The organism is Flavobacterium sp. GW821-FHT11G01 (genome assembly GCF_058808175.1).
In genome coordinates, this window is sequence record NZ_JBXARK010000013.1 from 93,768 (window position 1) to 112,001 (window position 18,234).

Below are 18,234 nucleotides of genomic sequence, written 5' to 3' on the forward strand. Positions count from 1 at the left end.
GTAAAGACAAGTTTTGAGCTAACTCACTGTTCAAGTTTCCAAGCCGAAGCATGGCATACTATAGTAGCGACGATTTGCTCATTCTAAATTGTTAGTGTTGAGTTTACCAATTGTGAACTAATGTAGGCAGTATCTTAGTTTCTGTAAAGAACGTTTAATTTTCGAGATATTGATCTAATAGCGAATTTAATCTTTTAATTCTTTCGATGGTTTCCTCGCCATCAATCGCGTTATCAATTTGTTTTTGTTCAACCTGTGATGCAAATTGTAATGCACACATAGCCAATACATCTTGTTTATCACGAACCGCGTAACTTTCTTCGAATTGCTTGATCATAGCATCAATTTTCTTAGAAGCACTTCTAAGTCCTTCTTCCTGAACTGGTTCAACCGTTAACGGGTAAACTCTGTCTGCAATTGATATTTTGATTCTAAGCTTTCCGTCCATGTTTTTTAATCTGATAGTTGTGCTATACAGTAATCAATTTCGCGAATTAATGAATTTATTTTAAGCTTTGTCTCTCTCTTGTTATTGTCGCTGCCAAGCAACGAATTGGCTATTTTAAGTGTATCATATTGCTTCTTCAAAGCTTCCATTTCTTCAGATTGTTTCTGGATGATTTGCGCAGCTTTGGCTAATTGTAATCGTAATTCCTGATTGCTTTTCTCAAGGCCTTTTGATTTTTCAAAAAGCTTTTCGACCTTATATTCAAGAGTATCAATTATTTCTGCAATTACACTCATTATAAATCCTATTCATTACTTAATCATACAAAGTTAGTATTCCTTTTTATTAATGCAATTTTTTATCGATTTTTTTGCATTAAAAATAGACAAATAAATGAAATTCAATCAATTGTGTTTTTGTCTTAATTATCGTCGGATTTAGCCTGTTATTTTTTTATCTTAGCAAAAATGTTGCTTATGAGATTTTCAGTACTTACCCTATTATTTTGCCAGTTTATTTTTGCCCAGACTCAATATCCTAAAGATTATTTTGATCCGCCATTAGATATTCCAATGCAACTTTCTGGAAATTTTGGTGAGTTGAGACCGAATCATTTTCATGCAGGTTTCGATTTAAAAACCAATCAAAGGGAAGGATTGAATGTTTATGCAGTTGCTGAAGGATATGTGTCAAGAATAAAAATTTCGACTTTTGGTAATGGTAAATGTATCTATATCACGCATCCAAATGGCTATACATCGGTATATGGACATTTGCAGACGACTATTGGTGCAATTGAAGAGTATGTTCAGAAAACACATTATAAAGAAAAAGCATTTGAAATCGAAATGTTTCCAAAACCAGGTGAATTACCCGTTACAAAAGGACAATTAATTGCGCTTTCAGGTAATACGGGTTCATCAGAAGGCCCACATTTGCATTTTGAAATAAGAGATACAAAATCGGAGTTTGTTATTAATCCAATATTTTTTGGATATGATAGAAACATAAAAGACACAAAAAAACCAACAATTTCGAGTTTATATGTTTATCCAATGGATAACACTACGGTTAATCAATCGCAACAACCTTTATTGTTGAATGTTTCGCTTCAGAAAGACGGTACTTATTTAGCAAGTAAAGTGAAAGCCAACGGAAAAATTGGTTTCGGAATTAATGCAGTTGATTTTGACGATGTTTCAGGAAATAAAAATGGCGTTTTTAATGTCTCAACTTTCGTCAACGGAAATCAAAATTATAATTATCAGTTTAATACTTATTCCTTTGATGAAATGCGTTACGTAAACGCTTTGATAGATTATGCTAAATATAAAAAATCAGGACAGCGCGTACAAAAACTTTTCATGAAAACGCCTTTTGCATTAAGTATCATAAAAACAGATTCGCTTCATGGAATTATTCCGGTTGAACCAAATTTAGTTTCAACGTATCGTATTGAAGTTTCAGATTATTTCGGAAATTTAAGTTCTATTACGGTGCCTGTTGAATATGATACGGCAACACCGGTTGTAAAAGCTGAACCTGTAACATCTCCTTATTTTATAAAAGTCAATAAAGATTACAACTTTGAAAAAGAGAACATGTCTGTGTTTTTACCAGCAGGAACTTTTTATGATGATTTTAATCTGAATTTTGATGTAAAGAATAATAAAATCTATATTCATGATGATGTTGTGCCGGTTCATTCTAACTTTACAATTACAATAAAGGATAGTACCTATTCAGAAGCATTGCGAGATAAAGTTTTTATAGGAAGAAGCGGCGGTTATAATGCAACAACCAGAAAAAATGATGTTTTTACAGCCAAGTCTAAAACGTTAGGGCAATTTGGTTTGGTGTTGGATACAATTGCTCCAACAATTAAAATTACTAAACCAATTCAGGATAAATGGATTAGTGATATGAAAACAATTCAGTTTACAATAAGTGATAGCTCATCAGGAATTAAATCATATAACGGATATTTAAACGGAAATTGGATTTTATTTGAATATGATAACAAAACAAGAAAAATAACGCACAAGTTTGATGATACATTATTGGCTGAAGGGGCAAATGATTTAAAAATTGAAGTGATTGATAATGTGGGTAATTCTGCTATCTTTGAAACTCATTTTTTTAGAAGTCAACAAAAATAAAACCACAACATTTGAACCATCGTAAGTTAATATTTGTTTTTCTTTTTCTTTGCAGCTGCGTTACATTTGCTCAGAATGCACATGTAAAAGGTATTATTTTAGATCAGGAAAACCGTCCGGTTTCAGATGTGAATATTGCAGCTTTAGGAAATATTGCCCAGTCAGATTCAAATGGATATTTTGAAATTGAAGTTCCTTCACATAAAAAAATATCCTTGATTTTTACACATATTTCTTTAAAAATGATGAGCCTTACCGTGAGTTTAAAACCGAATGAAGTTTTCGTTTTTAATCCGGTAATGAACAATTCTGAAGAACAAATGGGAGAAGTGTTTGTGTCTTCTAAAAATAAAAAAAGAGTTCAGGGAATCACTACAATAGATGTTGCGACAATTAAAAAGATTCCCGGAGCAAATGCCGGAATCGAAAATATTCTAAAAACTTTACCAGGTGTAAATTCTAATAATGAATTGAGTACACAATATGCAGTTCGTGGCGGTAATTATGATGAAAATTTAGTTTATGTAAATGAAGTTGAAGTGTATCGTCCGTTTTTAATTCGTTCAGGACAACAGGAAGGTTTAAGTTTTACAAACACCGATTTAGTTCAGAATGTAGATTTTTCTGCCGGAGGATTTGAAGCTAAATTTGGGGATAAATTGTCATCAGTTTTAGATATTACATATAGAAAGCCAACTCAGTTTGGTGCTGCTTTTGAAGCCAGTTTGTTAGGTGCAAGTGCTGCGGTTGATTTAGTTTCTAAAAATAAAAAATGGTCTGCTGTAACCGGAATTCGCTATCGAAACAATAGTTTGCTGGTAAATAGTCAGGATACAGAAACGAATTATACTCCTGTTTTTGCTGATATTCAAACCAATATTACGTATGATATTTCTAAAAAATGGCAAATGAGTTTTTTAGGAAACATTTCTCAAAATAAATATTTATATCAGCCTTTAACGCGTGAAACTAGATTCGGAACGATAGACCAGCCAATGGAGCTGAATGTTTATTACGAAGGGCAGGAGAAAGATCAATATGATACTTATTTTGGAGCGCTTAAAACTACTTATAAAGTTACTCCGGATTTCACTTTAAAGTTAATTGGTTCGTTGTTTCATACAACAGAGCAAGAACATTTTGATATTTTGGCACAATATCGTTTAGGAAATGTTACGGAAGATGGAACTCCGGATGCAATTGATTTTACACGCGGAATAGGTTCTCAGCTCAATCATGCGCGAAATGATTTGGATGCTTTAATTGCAAATGTTGAAATTAAAGGATTTAAGGAATGGAAGAATGATAGTCAGTTAGAATTTGGTTTAAAATATACCCGAGAATCTATTCGTGACAGAGTAGTGGAGTGGGAAGTAATTGATTCGGCTGGATTTTCTATAAATCCTCCCTTGGTTATTTTGCCTAAAAATAATCAGCCTTATCAATCGTATACCGGACCACTTTTACCATATCAGGATGTTCGTGCGACCAATTTTAATACTGTAAACAGAATTGTTGGTTATGCACAATGGAATCAGAAAACAGAAATAGGTTCTAGTCAGGTTTGGTATCATGTTGGTGCTCGTTTTCAGAGTTGGACTGTTTCTGGCGCAGCGGTTGAAGGTAAAAATCAGACCGTTTTTAGTCCACGTGCGCAGTTTGCTATAAAACCAGACTGGGACATGGATATGGTTTTTAGGCTTTCTGGAGGGATTTATTATCAGCCACCTTTTTATCGAGAACTTCGAGATGTAAATGGAGTTGTGAATCCGAATGTGAAAGCACAAGAATCGGTGCATATTGTTTTGAGTAATGATTACAATTTTAAGATGTGGAATCGCCCTTTCAAATGGGTTACGGAAGTCTATTATAAATCACTTTCAGATGTAAATGTCTATTCGATAGATAATGTCCGAATTCGATATATTGCCAATAATAATGCAACAGCATACGCACAAGGTTTGGATTTTAGACTGAATGGAGAATTTGTTCCGGGAACTGAATCCTGGGTTAGTTTTGGTTATTTGAAAACCGAAGAAAATTACGAAAACAGAGGTTATATCGCCAGACCAACTGATCAATGTTTAAAATTTGCCATGTTATTTCAAGATTATATGCCAAATATTCCAAGTGTGAAATTGTATCTGAATTTAGTTTACAATACTGGCCTTCCAGGCGGTGCACCATCGTATTCAGATCCGTATTTGTATCAAAATAGATTAAATGATTACAGAAGGGCAGATGTTGGTTTTGCTAAAGTTTTTGTGGATAGCACTACCAAAACCGCTAAAGCAAATTGGTTGAAAGGTTTTAAAGAATTATCTGTTGGATTTGAAATTTTCAATCTTTTCAATAACCAAAATGCAATAACCAATACCTGGGTTAGAGATGTATATTCTAAAAATCAATATGCGATTCCAAATTATATGACTTCGCGGGTTTTTAATATAAAATTGAATGCGAGGTTATGACAGAAAAACGTGAAAAAAGAAAGAAGATTTTTTACGTTCCGGGAATGATTTCCCTGGTTTTTATTCCTTTGTTCTGTTTTTATCATTTTTATAAAACTGATGCGTTTGAAGTTTATGGTGCGATCAATTTGAATATGCCTAATAAAGAGTTTTTTTTTGAGTATAAAATTCCAAGTCTGCGAAAATATAAAGTATTTAATTTTAATGGAAGTGAGTTTTCTGAACAGAAGAAGTTAAAAGATATGCAGGTTTATCTTCGAAAACTAGCAAATGATAAAGACACAATAAATGGAATTAAAATGCACTTTGGTTTAAAAACGAATTACGATGTTTTTATTAGGACTATTGATATTTTGGTTGAGGAGAATGCTCCGACTTGGATAATAAATGAAAATGATATTTATATTTTAGGAAGTAGTAATAGTTGTAAAAAAGTAAAAGATACTACTAAATATAATACAATGAATTGTGGTACGTTAGAAGTAATGAGGCGGAATGCTTATTGGGAGCAAAAAGCAAAAAAGGAAGAAGAGGAGCGTGAATTTAAAATTTCTTTTTTTAAAGAAAAATGGAAGTTACTTTTTCTTGGTTATTCTGGTCTTGTGTTTCTCAATATACTTGCTTTAGTAAAATTCAATAAAAACCAGAATTACAATCAAAAATAGTATATTTGATAATTGAATATAATCTTTGTAAATGAAAAACTATTTAAAATATATCGCCTTAGTAATCATCGGAACAGTAGTGAGTTGTAAAGACGATACTCAGAAGCCAAAAGTAATTTATGATGCTTCAAATAAGGCAAAAGTAGTAGCGAAAACAGATTCAACGCAGATAGAAGTGGCTGATTTGCCAATTCAGATGGAAGGAACGAATTATTTAATTCATCCGGTTGGAGATTTAAGAGTTTTTGAAAGAGGAACAAAAGCACGTTACGGGTCTTCGAGTGTAAATGATGTTAGTTTTACTATCTCAAACCTGGGCGAATTTGAAATTACAGGTTATTTACAAAACCTTAAGTTTCAAAGAGTTGACTCAGATTCTATCCGTCCTCTTTCTGATAAACCAGTTTTGATTTTAACTGCTACTTACTTGAAAACAGTTGCAGATAAAACTCAGAATAAAATTATGGTGTACACTCTAACGGATTCTGACACCAATAAAGATGGAAAAATAGATACAGGTGATATTAAAACATTGTATTTAAGTGATATCAGTGGGGAAAATTTCACTAAAGTTTCCTCAGATCTTCAGGAATTAGTGGATTGGAGTTTAATCGAATCTAAAAATCGTTTGTACTTTAGAACTATTGAAGATACCAACCAGAATGGACAATTCGATAAAAACGATGTTTTACATTACAATTATATTGATCTGGCTTCTAAAAAATGGGAGGTTAAAAATTATAAACCTATCTAAGATGCTAAGTTCCTAAGATACTAAGGTTCTGAGTTTTTTTTTGCCACAGATTAAAGAGATTAAAAAAATTTCTTTTATTTTAGATCAATAACAAAAATAGTAAAGCCAATTAAAAATTATTTTTAATTGGCTTTACTATTTTAAAGATTAAAAAAACCTTAGTATCTCAGAACCTTAGGAACTTAGCAACTTAGATTAAAATGTCGCTTTCTAAATCTGATTTCTCGATTTCAAAACCAAACCCTAAACGCTCTACTAATTCAATAACCAGTTTTTTATACCAGTTTTCTGATTTAGGATGAATGTATATTTTTTCTATTAATTGATTAATATCAACATTGATTTTTAAGCCGTCATTTAGTTTTATAGCACTTTTTGAAGTATCAGTTAGAATTCGAACTTCACGTTCATACTGAAAGCTTTTTCGTTTAAATAAAAACGGAAAGAATAAATCGTCAAACGGAATATATTCTTTTCTGTAGTCGATATAATTTACCTCTCCAATATACTGATCGAAATTATTTTCTGGTTTCAATGCTTTTTGCATTCTCCCAATTGTGGATTGAATGGCTAATCCTTCACTGTTTTGAGTAAAAATCTGCCACATAGCAAACGATTCGTATTCATTGATATGCCAACTGCTAATAGCAACCTGTTCGCGTTGCGTTTTGTAATATTTTAAAAAGTCGGGATTGTCTATGGCCAGTTTCTTGATCTCTTCAAAAGTAGGTTCGCTAAAAGTGCCTTCATACTGATCTTCGAATTTATCAGAACGAGACATGAATAACTTTTTCGAGAGTAGTAAATCAAGAAATTTAGATAAGTCAAGGTATTTCCAGACAATAGTATTGGGGTCGTCAGGAAGTTTTATGTTTGGATTATTAAGATACATTTTTAGAAAGTTAAATAATCTACATAAAGTTAGAAAATTAAACACAGATTAAAGGAATTAAATATAGTTTTAATTTTTTCCTTAAATCTGTGTCTATGTGAATGAGTTTTTTAATCTTTAAGACTCAAAAGATTGCATTGTAACTAATTTGTTATAAGTGCCGTTATGAGCTATTAATTGGTCGTGAGTTCCTTGTTCAACAATTTTTCCTTTTTGCATCACTACAATTACATCTGCTTTTTGAATGGTTGAAAGTCTGTGTGCAATTACGATCGAAGTTCTGTTTTGCATCATATTCTCCAAGGCAACCTGAACAAATTTTTCACTTTCCGTATCCAATGCAGATGTTGCTTCATCCAAAATCATAATTGGAGGGTTTTTTAATACCGCTCTGGCAATAGATAAACGTTGTTTTTGACCTCCTGAAAGTTTGTTACCGCTATCACCAATATTGGTGTAGATTCCTAAAGGTAATTCTTTTACGAATTCGAAAGCGTTTGCAATTTTCAATGCTTCAATAATTTCATCATCAGTAGCATCTAATTTTCCTAAGGCAATATTAGCCTTGATTGTATCATTAAATAAAATGCTGTCTTGTGTAACCAATCCCATTAAGCTGCGAAGAGATTGTAAATTCATATCCTTGATGTTGATTCCGTCAATCGAAATTGTTCCGTCATTCACATCATAAAAGCGAGTTAGTAAATTTGCAATGGTACTTTTTCCACTTCCGGATTGTCCAACTAGAGCCACAGTTTGTCCCTTTTTAATTTCTAGTGAAAAGTCTTTTAAAACAGTTTCATCTTCATATTTAAAGTTAATATTCTGAACTGTGATATTGTTGTCGAAAGTTGTTTTTTCGATTGCATTATCTTTTGAAGTAATGGTATTTTCCTGTTCTAAAATTTCAAGAACACGTTCAGCTGCTGCATTTCCTCTTTTTACGCCATATGATGCTTTTGAAATTGCTTTTGCTGGTGTTAGAATATTATATGCCAATCCCATATAAGCAATAAATGAAGCTCCTGCCAGCGTTTTGTCAATTAAAACCATTTGACCTCCGTACCAAAGTAAAATAGCGATTACAGTGATTCCCATAAACTCACTTGCAGGTGATGCTAAGTTTTGACGATTTCCAATACTATTTGATAATTTGAAAAAACGTTCCGTTGAGTTTTGGAAAACGTTATTGAAATAGTTTTCAGAATTGTATCCTTTTACCACTTTGAGTCCGCCAATAGTCTCTTCAATAGTTGATAAAAATTGACCTTGTTCTTGTTGTGCTCTTGAAGATTGTTTTTTAAGCTGTTTTCCAATTAAAGAAATTAGATATCCTGAAATTGGAATAAAAATGAAGACAAAAAGAGTCAGTTTCGCACTAATAGCAAACATGGTTGCGATCGTAAAAATAATCGTTAAAGGTTCTTTTATGATAAGTTCCAAAATAGCCAGAAATGAAGTTTGAACCTCGTTTACATCTGCAGAAATTCTGGAAATCACATCACCTTTTCTTTTTTCTGAATAAAAAGCCAAAGGCAATTCCAGCGTTTTCTTATACAATGCATTTCTCATGTCTCTCAAAATTCCATTCCGAAGAAAATTAATGAAAAACATAGCTAAATAATCAGCTAAGTTCTTTAATAAAAAGATTGAAATGATTCCGCTTACCATAATTCCTAAAGTGTATCCAACGCCATAAGTGTCTGTAATATGAGTAATGAAATAGCTTAAATAATTTTCAGCGTATGTTTTAATTTCCCAAATTCCTGTGTAAACTGGTTCGATTGTGTTTCTTTTGGTTTGGTCAAACAAAACCTGAATCATCGGAATTAACGACACAAACGAAAGTGTGCTGAAAAGTGCATACAAAACATTAAAAAAGATGTTTAAGAATGCATATTTTTTATACGGATATATAAAAGGAACTATTTTTTTGAAATTACTCATTTAGGTGCTTTTTACCATTAAAACCCGATAGTTATAGAAACATATCGGGTTTTTTTAAAATTGTATAATTATTCTATTATTTCAATTGCATTCCTGCAATGATATTTTGTATTTTTTCGTCTAAGAAGCTTTCGGCAGCATCAAAATTTTCAACTGAATCTAATTCAGCATTTACACTGATGTAGAATTTGATTTTTGGTTCCGTTCCGCTTGGTCTTGCGCAAATTTTAGAACCATCTTCAGTATAATAAATCAATACGTTAGATTTCGGGATATCCATTGTAGATTCTTCACCTGTCAATAAATTCAATGCAATTGATGATTGATAATCTTCGACCATAATTACACGTTGTCCGCTGATTTCTTTCAAAGGATTTTTACGCAAATCAATCATCATCTGATTAATTTCTTCCAAACCTTCCATTCCTTTTTTAGTCAGTGAAACCAAAAATTCTTTATAAAAACCATTTTCAACATACAGTTGTAAAAGTTCTTTGTAAACAGAGCTTCCGGCTGCTTTTGCCTGAGCGGCAACTTCGCAGATTAATAAGGTAGCTGCAACAGCATCTTTATCTCTAACGGCATCGCCAACCATAAAACCAAAACTTTCTTCGCCACCACCAATAAATTGTAGTTCCGGGAAATCTTTGATCATTTTAGCGATCCATTTAAAACCTGTTAATCCAACTTTGCATTCAACGCCATAACTTGTAGCCAATTCCATAATCATTGGAGTCGAAACAATAGTAGATCCTACGAATTGTTTGCCATTAATTTTGCCTGCTTTTTTCCATTGTTTCAATAAAAAAGAAGTCATCAAAACCATAGTCTGATTTCCGTTAAGCAAAATCATTTCACCATCGTTATTTCTAACGGCAACACCAAGGCGATCGCAATCAGGATCAGTTCCTACAACAATATCAGAATTTGTTTTATCGGCTAATGCCAGAGCCATAGTCAAAGCCTCAGGCTCTTCAGGATTTGGTGATTTTACCGTTGGAAAATCTCCATCAGGAATGGCTTGTTCAGGTACAATATGTACATTTTTATAACCTGCCTGAGATAAAGTATCCGGAATAGATTTTATAGAAGTACCATGTAATGAAGTAAATACAATTTGTAAATTATCTTTTGCTTCGGCCGGAGTATTAAAACTGGCATTTTCAATAGACGATTTTACAAAAGCTTTATCGATTTCAGTATCAATATATTTAATTAGGCTTTCATTTGCATCAAACTTGATTTTATCGTAGCCTAAATTTTCGATAACATTAATAATGGCAGCGTCTTGTGGAGGTACAATTTGCCCGCCATCTTCCCAATATACTTTGTAGCCATTATATTCTGGTGGATTATGTGAAGCTGTAAGAACAATTCCGCATTGACAACCTAAATATTTAAGTGCAAAAGACAATTCCGGAGTCGGTCGTAAATCTGAAAACAAATAAACCTGGATTCCATTTGCAGAGAAAACATCTGCTACAACTTTAGCTAATGTATTACTGTTATGACGACAATCATAAGCAATAACAACCTTTAAAGGCTGGTTAGGAAAAACTTCATGTAAATAATCAGATAAACCCTGAGTGTTTTTTCCAAGCGTATATTTGTTAATTCTGTTGTTCCCAACGCCCATAACACCGCGCATTCCGCCGGTACCAAATTCAAGGTTTTTATAAAAACTTTCCTCAAGTTCTTTAGGCGACGTTGTCATTAATTCTTTAACCGCCGCTTGTGTTTCTTTGTCAAATGTTGGAGTCAACCATTCGTTTACAGCATTCAAAATATTAGGTGCTATATTCATGTAAATATTTTTTTAATGTTTTAATTAAAGATAAGATTTTTTAAGGAATATTCCTGTTTCATAATTATCAGAAAACTTTATCTTTTAAGTGTATTATGCTAACAAATATGATGTTCCAAAAGATTTAGGAACATCGTATTTGTAGTAAACGTTAAAAATTAACCTCTCGGGCTACTTTATAACGAGATTCATTGTTTTTAGTTCGCAAAATAATTTCACCAAGAAAGCCTGCTAAAAATAATTGCGTTCCTAAAATCATAGTCGTCAAAGCAATGAAAAACCAAGGATTGCTGGTGATCAGACTATATTTCATTCCATTGTACATATGGTATAGCTTTGAAATACCAATATAACCCGCCAATAAAAATCCGATAATAAACATTAGTGAACCCATTGCGCCAAATAAGTGCATAGGTCTTTTTCCGAATCTTGATAAAAACCAAATTGTAATCAAATCGAGAAAACCGTTTATAAAACGCTCCATTCCAAATTTGGTTTCGCCATATTTACGAGCCTGATGTATAACAACCTTTTCTCCAATTTTATTAAAACCGGCATTTTTTGCCAAAACCGGAATGTATCGGTGCATTTCGCCAGATACTTCGATGTTTTTTACAACTGTATTTTTGTATGCTTTTAAACCGCAGTTAAAATCATTCAATTCTACTCCTGAAGTTTTTCTAGCCGCCCAATTAAATAATTTTGAAGGCAGATTTTTTGCCACAACAGAGTCGTAACGTTTCTTTTTCCAACCAGAAACCAAATCAAATTTTTCTTTGGTAATCATTTCAAACAATCCCGGAATTTCATCCGGACTGTCTTGTAAATCGGCATCCATGGTAATAATAACATCACCTTTAGCTTTTGCAAAACCAGCGTGTAAAGCCTGAGATTTGCCAAAATTCTTCATGAAACGAATTCCTTTTACATTCGGGTTTTCGTTTGAAAAACTTTCAATAATATTCCAAGAATCATCTGTACTACCATCATCTACAAAAATGATTTCATAAGAGTAATTGTTAGATTGCATCACTTTAATAATCCACGAATAGAGTTCTTGCAGTGATTCCTCCTCGTTTAGAAGCGGTATAAGTATAGATAAATTCATTTATTTTTTTATTCTTGAGTAGTTTTGCTTTTAAAAAATGCTGCTAAAATTAATCCTAAAATAGAGTAAAGGGCAAGGCTGAAAACGAATCCTTTAAGTTGTTCTAAAGTTGAAAAAGGACTGGTTTGTTTTATTTTTGCCAAAGCTTCATTTATGGCTGAGGCAGGTGTCCCAAATTTTTGAAGTGTTTCAGCCATATATTTTACAAGATATTCGCCGATAGTTTCTTTTGCACCAGGGTCAATTACATTAAATAATAAAACGCTGAATAATGTTGAAATTAAAAGAGCAATAAAAGTGGCAATAAAAAAAGTTGTAAATGCATCTTTGAAAGAGTAAAACCCATTTAACTCTTTCTTTGTATTTATAAGTAATACGATGCCAATAACTAAATAAACCACGAATGTGGATGCTCCAATCCAGCCAGAAACGAATAATTTTAGGTCAATTGCGTAAATTGTAGCGGTAATTAATGCAAGGATAACACCTAAGATAATTCCGTAAGTAATCCCGTTCTTTTTTATAACTTCATTAATCATATTTCTATATGTTTTAAAATTAATCCACAAATATAACAATTCCCAATATAATCGCAGATAAAAAAAGCTTTTTGAATTTTACTAAAAAAAGTAAGCTAAATGTTTGTTTATTAAAAAAGAATTGTAAATTTGCACACTCAAAAATAATTAAATTTTTAAACAAAAAAGAGTATCCTTTGTTTACACCTTTTTCTAACCATGGAAAAGCTTCAAAATAAAAATGCTCTAAACAATAAATAAAAGAAAAGATGAAAAAAGGAATTCACCCAGAAAATTACAGATTAGTTGCATTTAAAGACATGTCAAATGACGAAGTTTTTATCACTAAATCTACTGCAGATACAAAAGAAACAATTGAAGTTGACGGAGTTGAGTATCCAGTTGTAAAAATGGAGATTTCTAGAACATCTCACCCTTTTTATACTGGTAAATCTAAACTTATCGATACTGCAGGACGTATTGACAAGTTCAAAACTAAATATGCAAAACACGTTAAAAACTAATAACTGTTTTTACTTATACAAAAGCCTTCCAATCGGAAGGCTTTTTTTATGGATTGTAAAATTTAACGTAAAGTACGCAAAGATCTTGCTGTTTGGTTTTTATAAAAAAAAGGTAAAGTTCGCAAAGTCAAATCGATACAAAGCTTTGTGATCTTTGTGTTTTCTAAACATACTAACGGAAAAAATCTTTGCGAACTTTGTGGTTAAATTATTAGCAATATGAAAATCATGTTTCTCTATAATTAAAAAAGCAATTATTTTCTTATTTTGAATAGAAGGCTTTTCAGTCAAACCCATAAATATTTGTAACTTTGAACCTGATAACCAAATCAAGATTTTAACAAGTACCAAATTTTTTATTTATGAATTATATTCTTTTTGACGGTCCAGTCCGGAATGCTTTATTGCCTTTTACTTTTACAAAGCCAGTGGCTGATATTTTAATCGGAATCATGACGATTCGTCAAAAATGGGAAGCACGTTTGGGCTCAACCATAACAACTATTACAGAAGATTATTTAGCGGCCAAATTTCCGATGGTGGAAATGGAAGAAAATGTGATGATAAATGCAGCGTATTTACCAAATGATACGCTTGCTGAAATGGTTTCTGATTTAAAAGAAAACCAGGCCATTTTTAAGGGAGATGATGTAATTGCTTTTTTTACAACTGAAAATCAGGAAGAAGTTGATTTCGATTCTTATGAAATCATTCAATATAATGACGAGTGTCTTACAGTAGAACATACCTGGGATATTTTTTCAAAAAATGATGCTGCCATTCGTGCTGATTTTGCTTTCTTAACGGAAGACAGAAAATCACAGCCAATTCCAAAAAGTGTAAATGTTATCTCTCCGGAAAATATTTTCATTGAAGAAGGGGCGAAATTGGAATTTGTAACACTGAATGCTTCAAACGGTCCTATATATATAGGTAAGAATACCGAAATTATGGAAGGAACCGTAATTCGTGGACCTTTTGCTTTATGCGAAAATGCGCAGGTAAAACTGAATGCTAAAGTTTACGGAGCAACCACAGTTGGTCCTGGATCAAGAATAGGAGGAGAAGTTAAAAATTCGGTACTTTTTGCAAATTCAAATAAAGGGCATGACGGATTTTTAGGTGATTCTGTTTTGGGTGAATGGTGTAATATTGGTGCAGACAGCAACAATTCGAATCTAAAAAACAATTACGAAGAAGTGAAATTATGGAGTTATGAGACAGAAGGTTTTGCTAAAACCGGACTTCAGTTTTGTGGCTTAATGATGGGAGATCATAGTAAATGTGGAATTAATACCATGTTTAATACGGGAACTGTAGTAGGAGTTAGCGCTAATATTTTTGGAAGCGGTTTTCCTCGTAATTTTGTTCCAAGTTTTTCTTGGGGAGGAGCTGCAGGTTTTACAACGTATGTAACTAAAAAAGCTTTTGAAACCGCGAAATTGGTTATGGGAAGAAGAAATATTGATTTCGACGAAACAGAATCTGCAATCTTAGAGCATATTTTTGAAGAAACTAAAAAGTGGAGAAAAGATTAATTAGATAATTAGTCAATTTGAAAATTAGATAATTTTTGTAACCCGACAGGTTTTTAAAACCTGTCGGGTTTTGTTTTTTGCATGTCTTTAAACTGGACTGAAGTCCAGTTTAAAAATAGAATGAAAATATATTTTTGTTTTGTTATAGATTTTCAAAATTATCTAATTATCAAATTGTCACATTTTCTAATTCTCTCATTGGCACATTATCTAATTAAAATCTATCTTTGCACCTTCAAAAAAACACTTGCTAAGAAGTCTAATAATCTAAGCAGTCTAAAATCTAAAAAATCTAAATGATTACAGTTAACGATATTTCGGTTCAGTTTGGTGGAACTACATTATTTAGCGATGTTTCTTTTGCTATAAATGAAAATGATAAAATTGCCCTTATGGGTAAAAATGGTGCGGGAAAATCGACACTTTTAAAAATAATTGCAGGTCAAAGCAAACCTTCAACCGGAAGTATTTCGACTCCAAAAGATGCTGTTGTGGCTTATTTGCCTCAGCATTTATTGACTAAAGATGGTTCGACTGTAATGGAAGAAGCATCAAAAGCTTTTGGTGAGATTTTTAAAATGAAAGCCGAAATTGACGAAATCAACGAGCAATTAACGGTTCGTACTGATTATGAAAGTGACGAATACATGAAATTGATCGAAAGAGTTTCTGACTTAAGCGAGAAATATTATGCTATTGAAGAAGTAAATTATGAAGCCGAAGTTGAGAAAATTTTAGTTGGTTTAGGTTTTGAACGTGAAGATTTTACGCGTCAGACTTCTGAATTTTCAGGAGGATGGAGAATGCGTATCGAGCTTGCGAAAATCCTTTTGCAAAAACCAGATTTAATTTTACTGGATGAGCCAACGAACCACATGGATATCGAAAGTATTCAGTGGTTAGAGGAATTTTTATTAAATCAGGCTAAGGCTGTTGTGGTGATTTCGCACGATAGAGCGTTTGTAGATAATATTACAAATCGTACTATCGAGGTTACAATGGGAAGAATTTACGATTACAAAGCGAAATACTCTCATTATTTAGAATTAAGAAAAGACCGTCGTATCCATCAGCAAAAAGCTTATGATGAGCAGCAAAAAATGATTGCGGATAACAGAGCTTTTATTGATCGTTTTAAAGGAACATTTTCTAAAACCGATGCGGTTCAGTCTCGTGTTAAAATGCTGGAAAAATTAGTTATTGTTCAGGTTGATGAAGTAGATAACTCTGCGTTAAAATTAAAATTCCCTCCGGCGGCGCGTTCAGGACAATATCCTGTTGTGGTAAAAGATTTGTCTAAATCGTATGGAGATCATGTGGTTTTTAAAGATGCGAATATTGTTATCGAAAGAGGTCAGAAAGTTGCTTTCGTTGGTAAAAACGGGGAAGGAAAGTCAACCATGATCAAAGCGATCATGAAAGAAATTGGTATTGATGAAGGAAGTGTTGATATTGGTCATAATTCTCAAATTGGATATTTTGCTCAAAATCAGGCTTCATTGTTAGATGAAAATGCTACTATTTTTGAAACTATTGATAATATTGCTGTTGGTGATGTTAGAACTCAGATTAAAAATATTCTGGGAGCTTTTATGTTTCAGGGTGATGATATTACCAAAAAAGTAAAAGTACTTTCCGGAGGAGAAAAAACGCGTTTGGCAATGATAAAATTATTGCTAGAGCCAGTTAACTTGTTGATTCTGGATGAGCCTTCGAATCACTTAGATATGAAAACTAAAGATATTATTAAAGATGCATTGCGTGATTTCGACGGAACTTTAATTCTGGTTTCCCACGACCGTGATTTCCTTGATGGATTAGCAACTAAAGTATTTGAATTTGGAAACAAAAGAGTAAAAGAACATTTTGAAGATGTGGCTGGTTTCTTAGCACATAAAAAAATGGATTCTATGAAAGAGATTGAAAAATAATTTTTCAACCTATATAAAAACGAAAAAGCACAAGATGATTCTTGTGCTTTTTTATTTTGCGGAAAGAAATGGTGAAATTAAATTCTAATTCCCGGAGGAAGTAATTCTTTATACTTTGGATTTTTTTTGATAAAAAGTGCAATTTTTGTATGGATAGGCATTAATTTGAATTTCTTTTCACTTACAATTTCCATAATGCTTTTAAGTAATGAATTAATCAATTCTTGATTTTCAAAACCTTCGGGAGTATTGATTTTGGTTAGGAAAATTTTCTTTTCCTGAAATGAATACTCAACAGAAATTAGTCCTTCGGGGGTTATGGTTTCAAATTGTCTTGCGAAAGTGTTGTCTTTGATTTCCATAATTGTTGCAATAGGTTCCATAATTTTACATGTTTTTAGTAGGTTAAAAATGTTTATATAGATTAGGGTTTAATTCGCTCAAACTTCTTGTGGAGAAGATTGAATACAAATCATTTGGCATACAAAGGTAATCATTTGATTTTCAATATGAAATTATTTTTTCAATCGATTACCTAATTCTTTATTTTTTAATTTTATTTGTTTTAATGTTGAATTATGGTGTAAGATTTGCTGTGTATATTGGTAAAAAAAGTAAATTTAACTTGAAATTGAAATCTGTAATTAAAATTCCTTTTCTAGCAAATGAGTAAAATTCCTGTATATTTTATGCCTGGTTTGGCTGCAAGCTCAACCATTTTTGAAAGAATTAAATTAGATGAATCTGTTTTCGAAATGTGTTTGCTGGAATGGGAGATTCCGCAACCTAAAGAATCATTGTCTGATTATGCACTGCGAATTAGTAAAAACATCAAACATGAAAATCCGGTTTTAATTGGTGTTTCCTTTGGTGGAATTCTGGTTCAGGAAATGGCAAAACATATTCAGGTTCGGAAAATAATTATTATTTCGAGTGTTAGAAGCAATGCGGAATTTCCAAGAAGAATGAAAATTGGAAAAACGACAAAAGCGTATAAGCTCATTCCGATGAAGTTGATTTTGAATATCGAAAATCTTGCAAAATATTCTTTTGGAGAAAAAATAAACAAACGCATTAAGCTGTATGAGAAGTTTTTGGCCATGCGTGATCTTAATTATTTGCAATGGGCTGTTGAAAATGTAATTTTATGGGACAGAGATCAAAGGGATGAAAATGTTATTCATATTCATGGTGATAAGGATGATGTTTTTCCGATAAAATATATTAAGAGTTGTATTATTGTAAAAGGTGGAACGCACGTCATGATTCTCAATAAATATAAGTGGCTTAATGAGAATTTGCCTTCTATTATATTGGAAGATTAGTAATAGCTTCTTTATAGGGATAGATCTTCTTATGAAAAAGAGTGCCCTAGCCCTGATGGGAGGGAAAATCCTTTTGTGCCGGGGTTCGGCACAAAAGATTGGAAGGACAGCAGGAAATAGCTCCTAATTATTAATCTAATTTTAAAATTC

16 protein-coding genes are annotated in these 18,234 nt (G+C 32.3%); 8 read left to right on the top strand and 8 right to left on the bottom strand.

Translation table 11 applies throughout. The features are described from left to right. Positions 1 to 154: 154 nt before the first annotated feature. Positions 155 to 448, bottom strand: coding sequence for a cell division protein ZapA (locus AC1RRN_RS19925; protein WP_026984116.1), 294 nt, complete (start codon positions 446 to 448; stop codon positions 155 to 157). A 5-nt stretch (positions 449 to 453) separates the two neighbouring features. Then, the gene (locus tag AC1RRN_RS19930) at positions 454 to 744 is read right to left on the bottom strand and encodes a coiled-coil domain-containing protein (protein ID WP_492968977.1); all 291 of its coding nucleotides are present in this window, start codon (positions 742 to 744) and stop codon (positions 454 to 456) included. Between the two features lie 180 nt (positions 745 to 924). Between AC1RRN_RS19930 and AC1RRN_RS19935 the strand changes: the two genes are divergently transcribed. Genes AC1RRN_RS19935 through AC1RRN_RS19950 form a run of 4 tightly spaced genes read left to right on the top strand, consistent with a single transcriptional unit; the run spans position 925 to position 6,497 of the window. Next, a complete protein-coding gene (locus AC1RRN_RS19935) occupies positions 925 to 2,607 on the top strand; it encodes a M23 family metallopeptidase (protein WP_492968978.1) in 1,683 nt (560 codons plus the stop codon). Positions 2,608 to 2,618: 11 nt separating this feature from the next. After that, a complete protein-coding gene (locus AC1RRN_RS19940; protein WP_492968979.1) occupies positions 2,619 to 5,078 on the top strand; it encodes a TonB-dependent receptor plug domain-containing protein in 2,460 nt (819 codons plus the stop codon). Continuing rightward, a complete protein-coding gene (locus tag AC1RRN_RS19945) occupies positions 5,075 to 5,743 on the top strand; it encodes a hypothetical protein (RefSeq protein ID WP_492968980.1) in 669 nt (222 codons plus the stop codon). Before AC1RRN_RS19940 ends, AC1RRN_RS19945 begins: the two co-directional genes overlap by 4 nt. Before the next feature lie 31 nt (positions 5,744 to 5,774). Then, positions 5,775 to 6,497 (top strand): hypothetical protein, encoded by a 723-nt coding sequence (locus AC1RRN_RS19950; protein WP_492968981.1) that lies wholly within the window; start codon positions 5,775 to 5,777, stop codon positions 6,495 to 6,497. Between the two features lie 190 nt (positions 6,498 to 6,687). On the opposite strand, the gene AC1RRN_RS19955 is transcribed toward AC1RRN_RS19950, so the two are convergent. The 5 genes from AC1RRN_RS19955 to AC1RRN_RS19975 all read right to left on the bottom strand — a co-directional run bounded on the left by AC1RRN_RS19955 (position 6,688) and on the right by AC1RRN_RS19975 (position 12,787). After that, entirely contained in the window at positions 6,688 to 7,389 is a 702-nt protein-coding gene (locus tag AC1RRN_RS19955) for a hypothetical protein (RefSeq protein ID WP_492968982.1), read from the bottom strand. A gap of 117 nt (positions 7,390 to 7,506) precedes the next feature. Beyond that, on the bottom strand, positions 7,507 to 9,336 hold the full coding sequence (locus AC1RRN_RS19960; RefSeq protein ID WP_492968983.1) for an ABC transporter ATP-binding protein: 1,830 nt from the start codon (positions 9,334 to 9,336) through the stop codon (positions 7,507 to 7,509). Between the two features lie 76 nt (positions 9,337 to 9,412). Further along, a complete protein-coding gene (locus tag AC1RRN_RS19965; protein ID WP_492968984.1) occupies positions 9,413 to 11,140 on the bottom strand; it encodes a phospho-sugar mutase in 1,728 nt (575 codons plus the stop codon). Between the two features lie 151 nt (positions 11,141 to 11,291). Next, a complete protein-coding gene (locus tag AC1RRN_RS19970; RefSeq protein ID WP_492968985.1) occupies positions 11,292 to 12,248 on the bottom strand; it encodes a glycosyltransferase family 2 protein in 957 nt (318 codons plus the stop codon). Between the two features lie 8 nt (positions 12,249 to 12,256). Next, the gene (locus AC1RRN_RS19975; protein ID WP_492968986.1) at positions 12,257 to 12,787 is read right to left on the bottom strand and encodes a DUF4199 domain-containing protein; all 531 of its coding nucleotides are present in this window, start codon (positions 12,785 to 12,787) and stop codon (positions 12,257 to 12,259) included. Positions 12,788 to 13,035: 248 nt separating this feature from the next. On the opposite strand from AC1RRN_RS19975, the gene AC1RRN_RS19980 reads away from it, so the two are divergent. From AC1RRN_RS19980 to AC1RRN_RS19990, 3 genes are all read left to right on the top strand, one after another. Next, a complete protein-coding gene (locus tag AC1RRN_RS19980) occupies positions 13,036 to 13,290 on the top strand; it encodes a type B 50S ribosomal protein L31 (RefSeq protein ID WP_029272307.1) in 255 nt (84 codons plus the stop codon). Between the two features lie 362 nt (positions 13,291 to 13,652). Next, positions 13,653 to 14,828 (top strand): GlmU family protein, encoded by a 1,176-nt coding sequence (locus tag AC1RRN_RS19985; RefSeq protein WP_492968987.1) that lies wholly within the window; start codon positions 13,653 to 13,655, stop codon positions 14,826 to 14,828. Positions 14,829 to 15,124: 296 nt separating this feature from the next. Next, a complete protein-coding gene (locus tag AC1RRN_RS19990; protein WP_492968988.1) occupies positions 15,125 to 16,759 on the top strand; it encodes an ABC-F family ATP-binding cassette domain-containing protein in 1,635 nt (544 codons plus the stop codon). A 77-nt stretch (positions 16,760 to 16,836) separates the two neighbouring features. Here AC1RRN_RS19990 and AC1RRN_RS19995 read toward each other — a convergent pair whose 3' ends face one another. Beyond that, complete coding sequence (locus tag AC1RRN_RS19995) at positions 16,837 to 17,142, bottom strand: GNAT family N-acetyltransferase (protein ID WP_492968989.1); 306 nt, start codon at positions 17,140 to 17,142, stop codon at positions 16,837 to 16,839. Positions 17,143 to 17,424: 282 nt separating this feature from the next. Between AC1RRN_RS19995 and AC1RRN_RS20000 the strand changes: the two genes are divergently transcribed. Next, complete coding sequence (locus AC1RRN_RS20000) at positions 17,425 to 18,084, top strand: alpha/beta hydrolase (protein ID WP_492968990.1); 660 nt, start codon at positions 17,425 to 17,427, stop codon at positions 18,082 to 18,084. Positions 18,085 to 18,234: the final 150 nt, after the last annotated feature.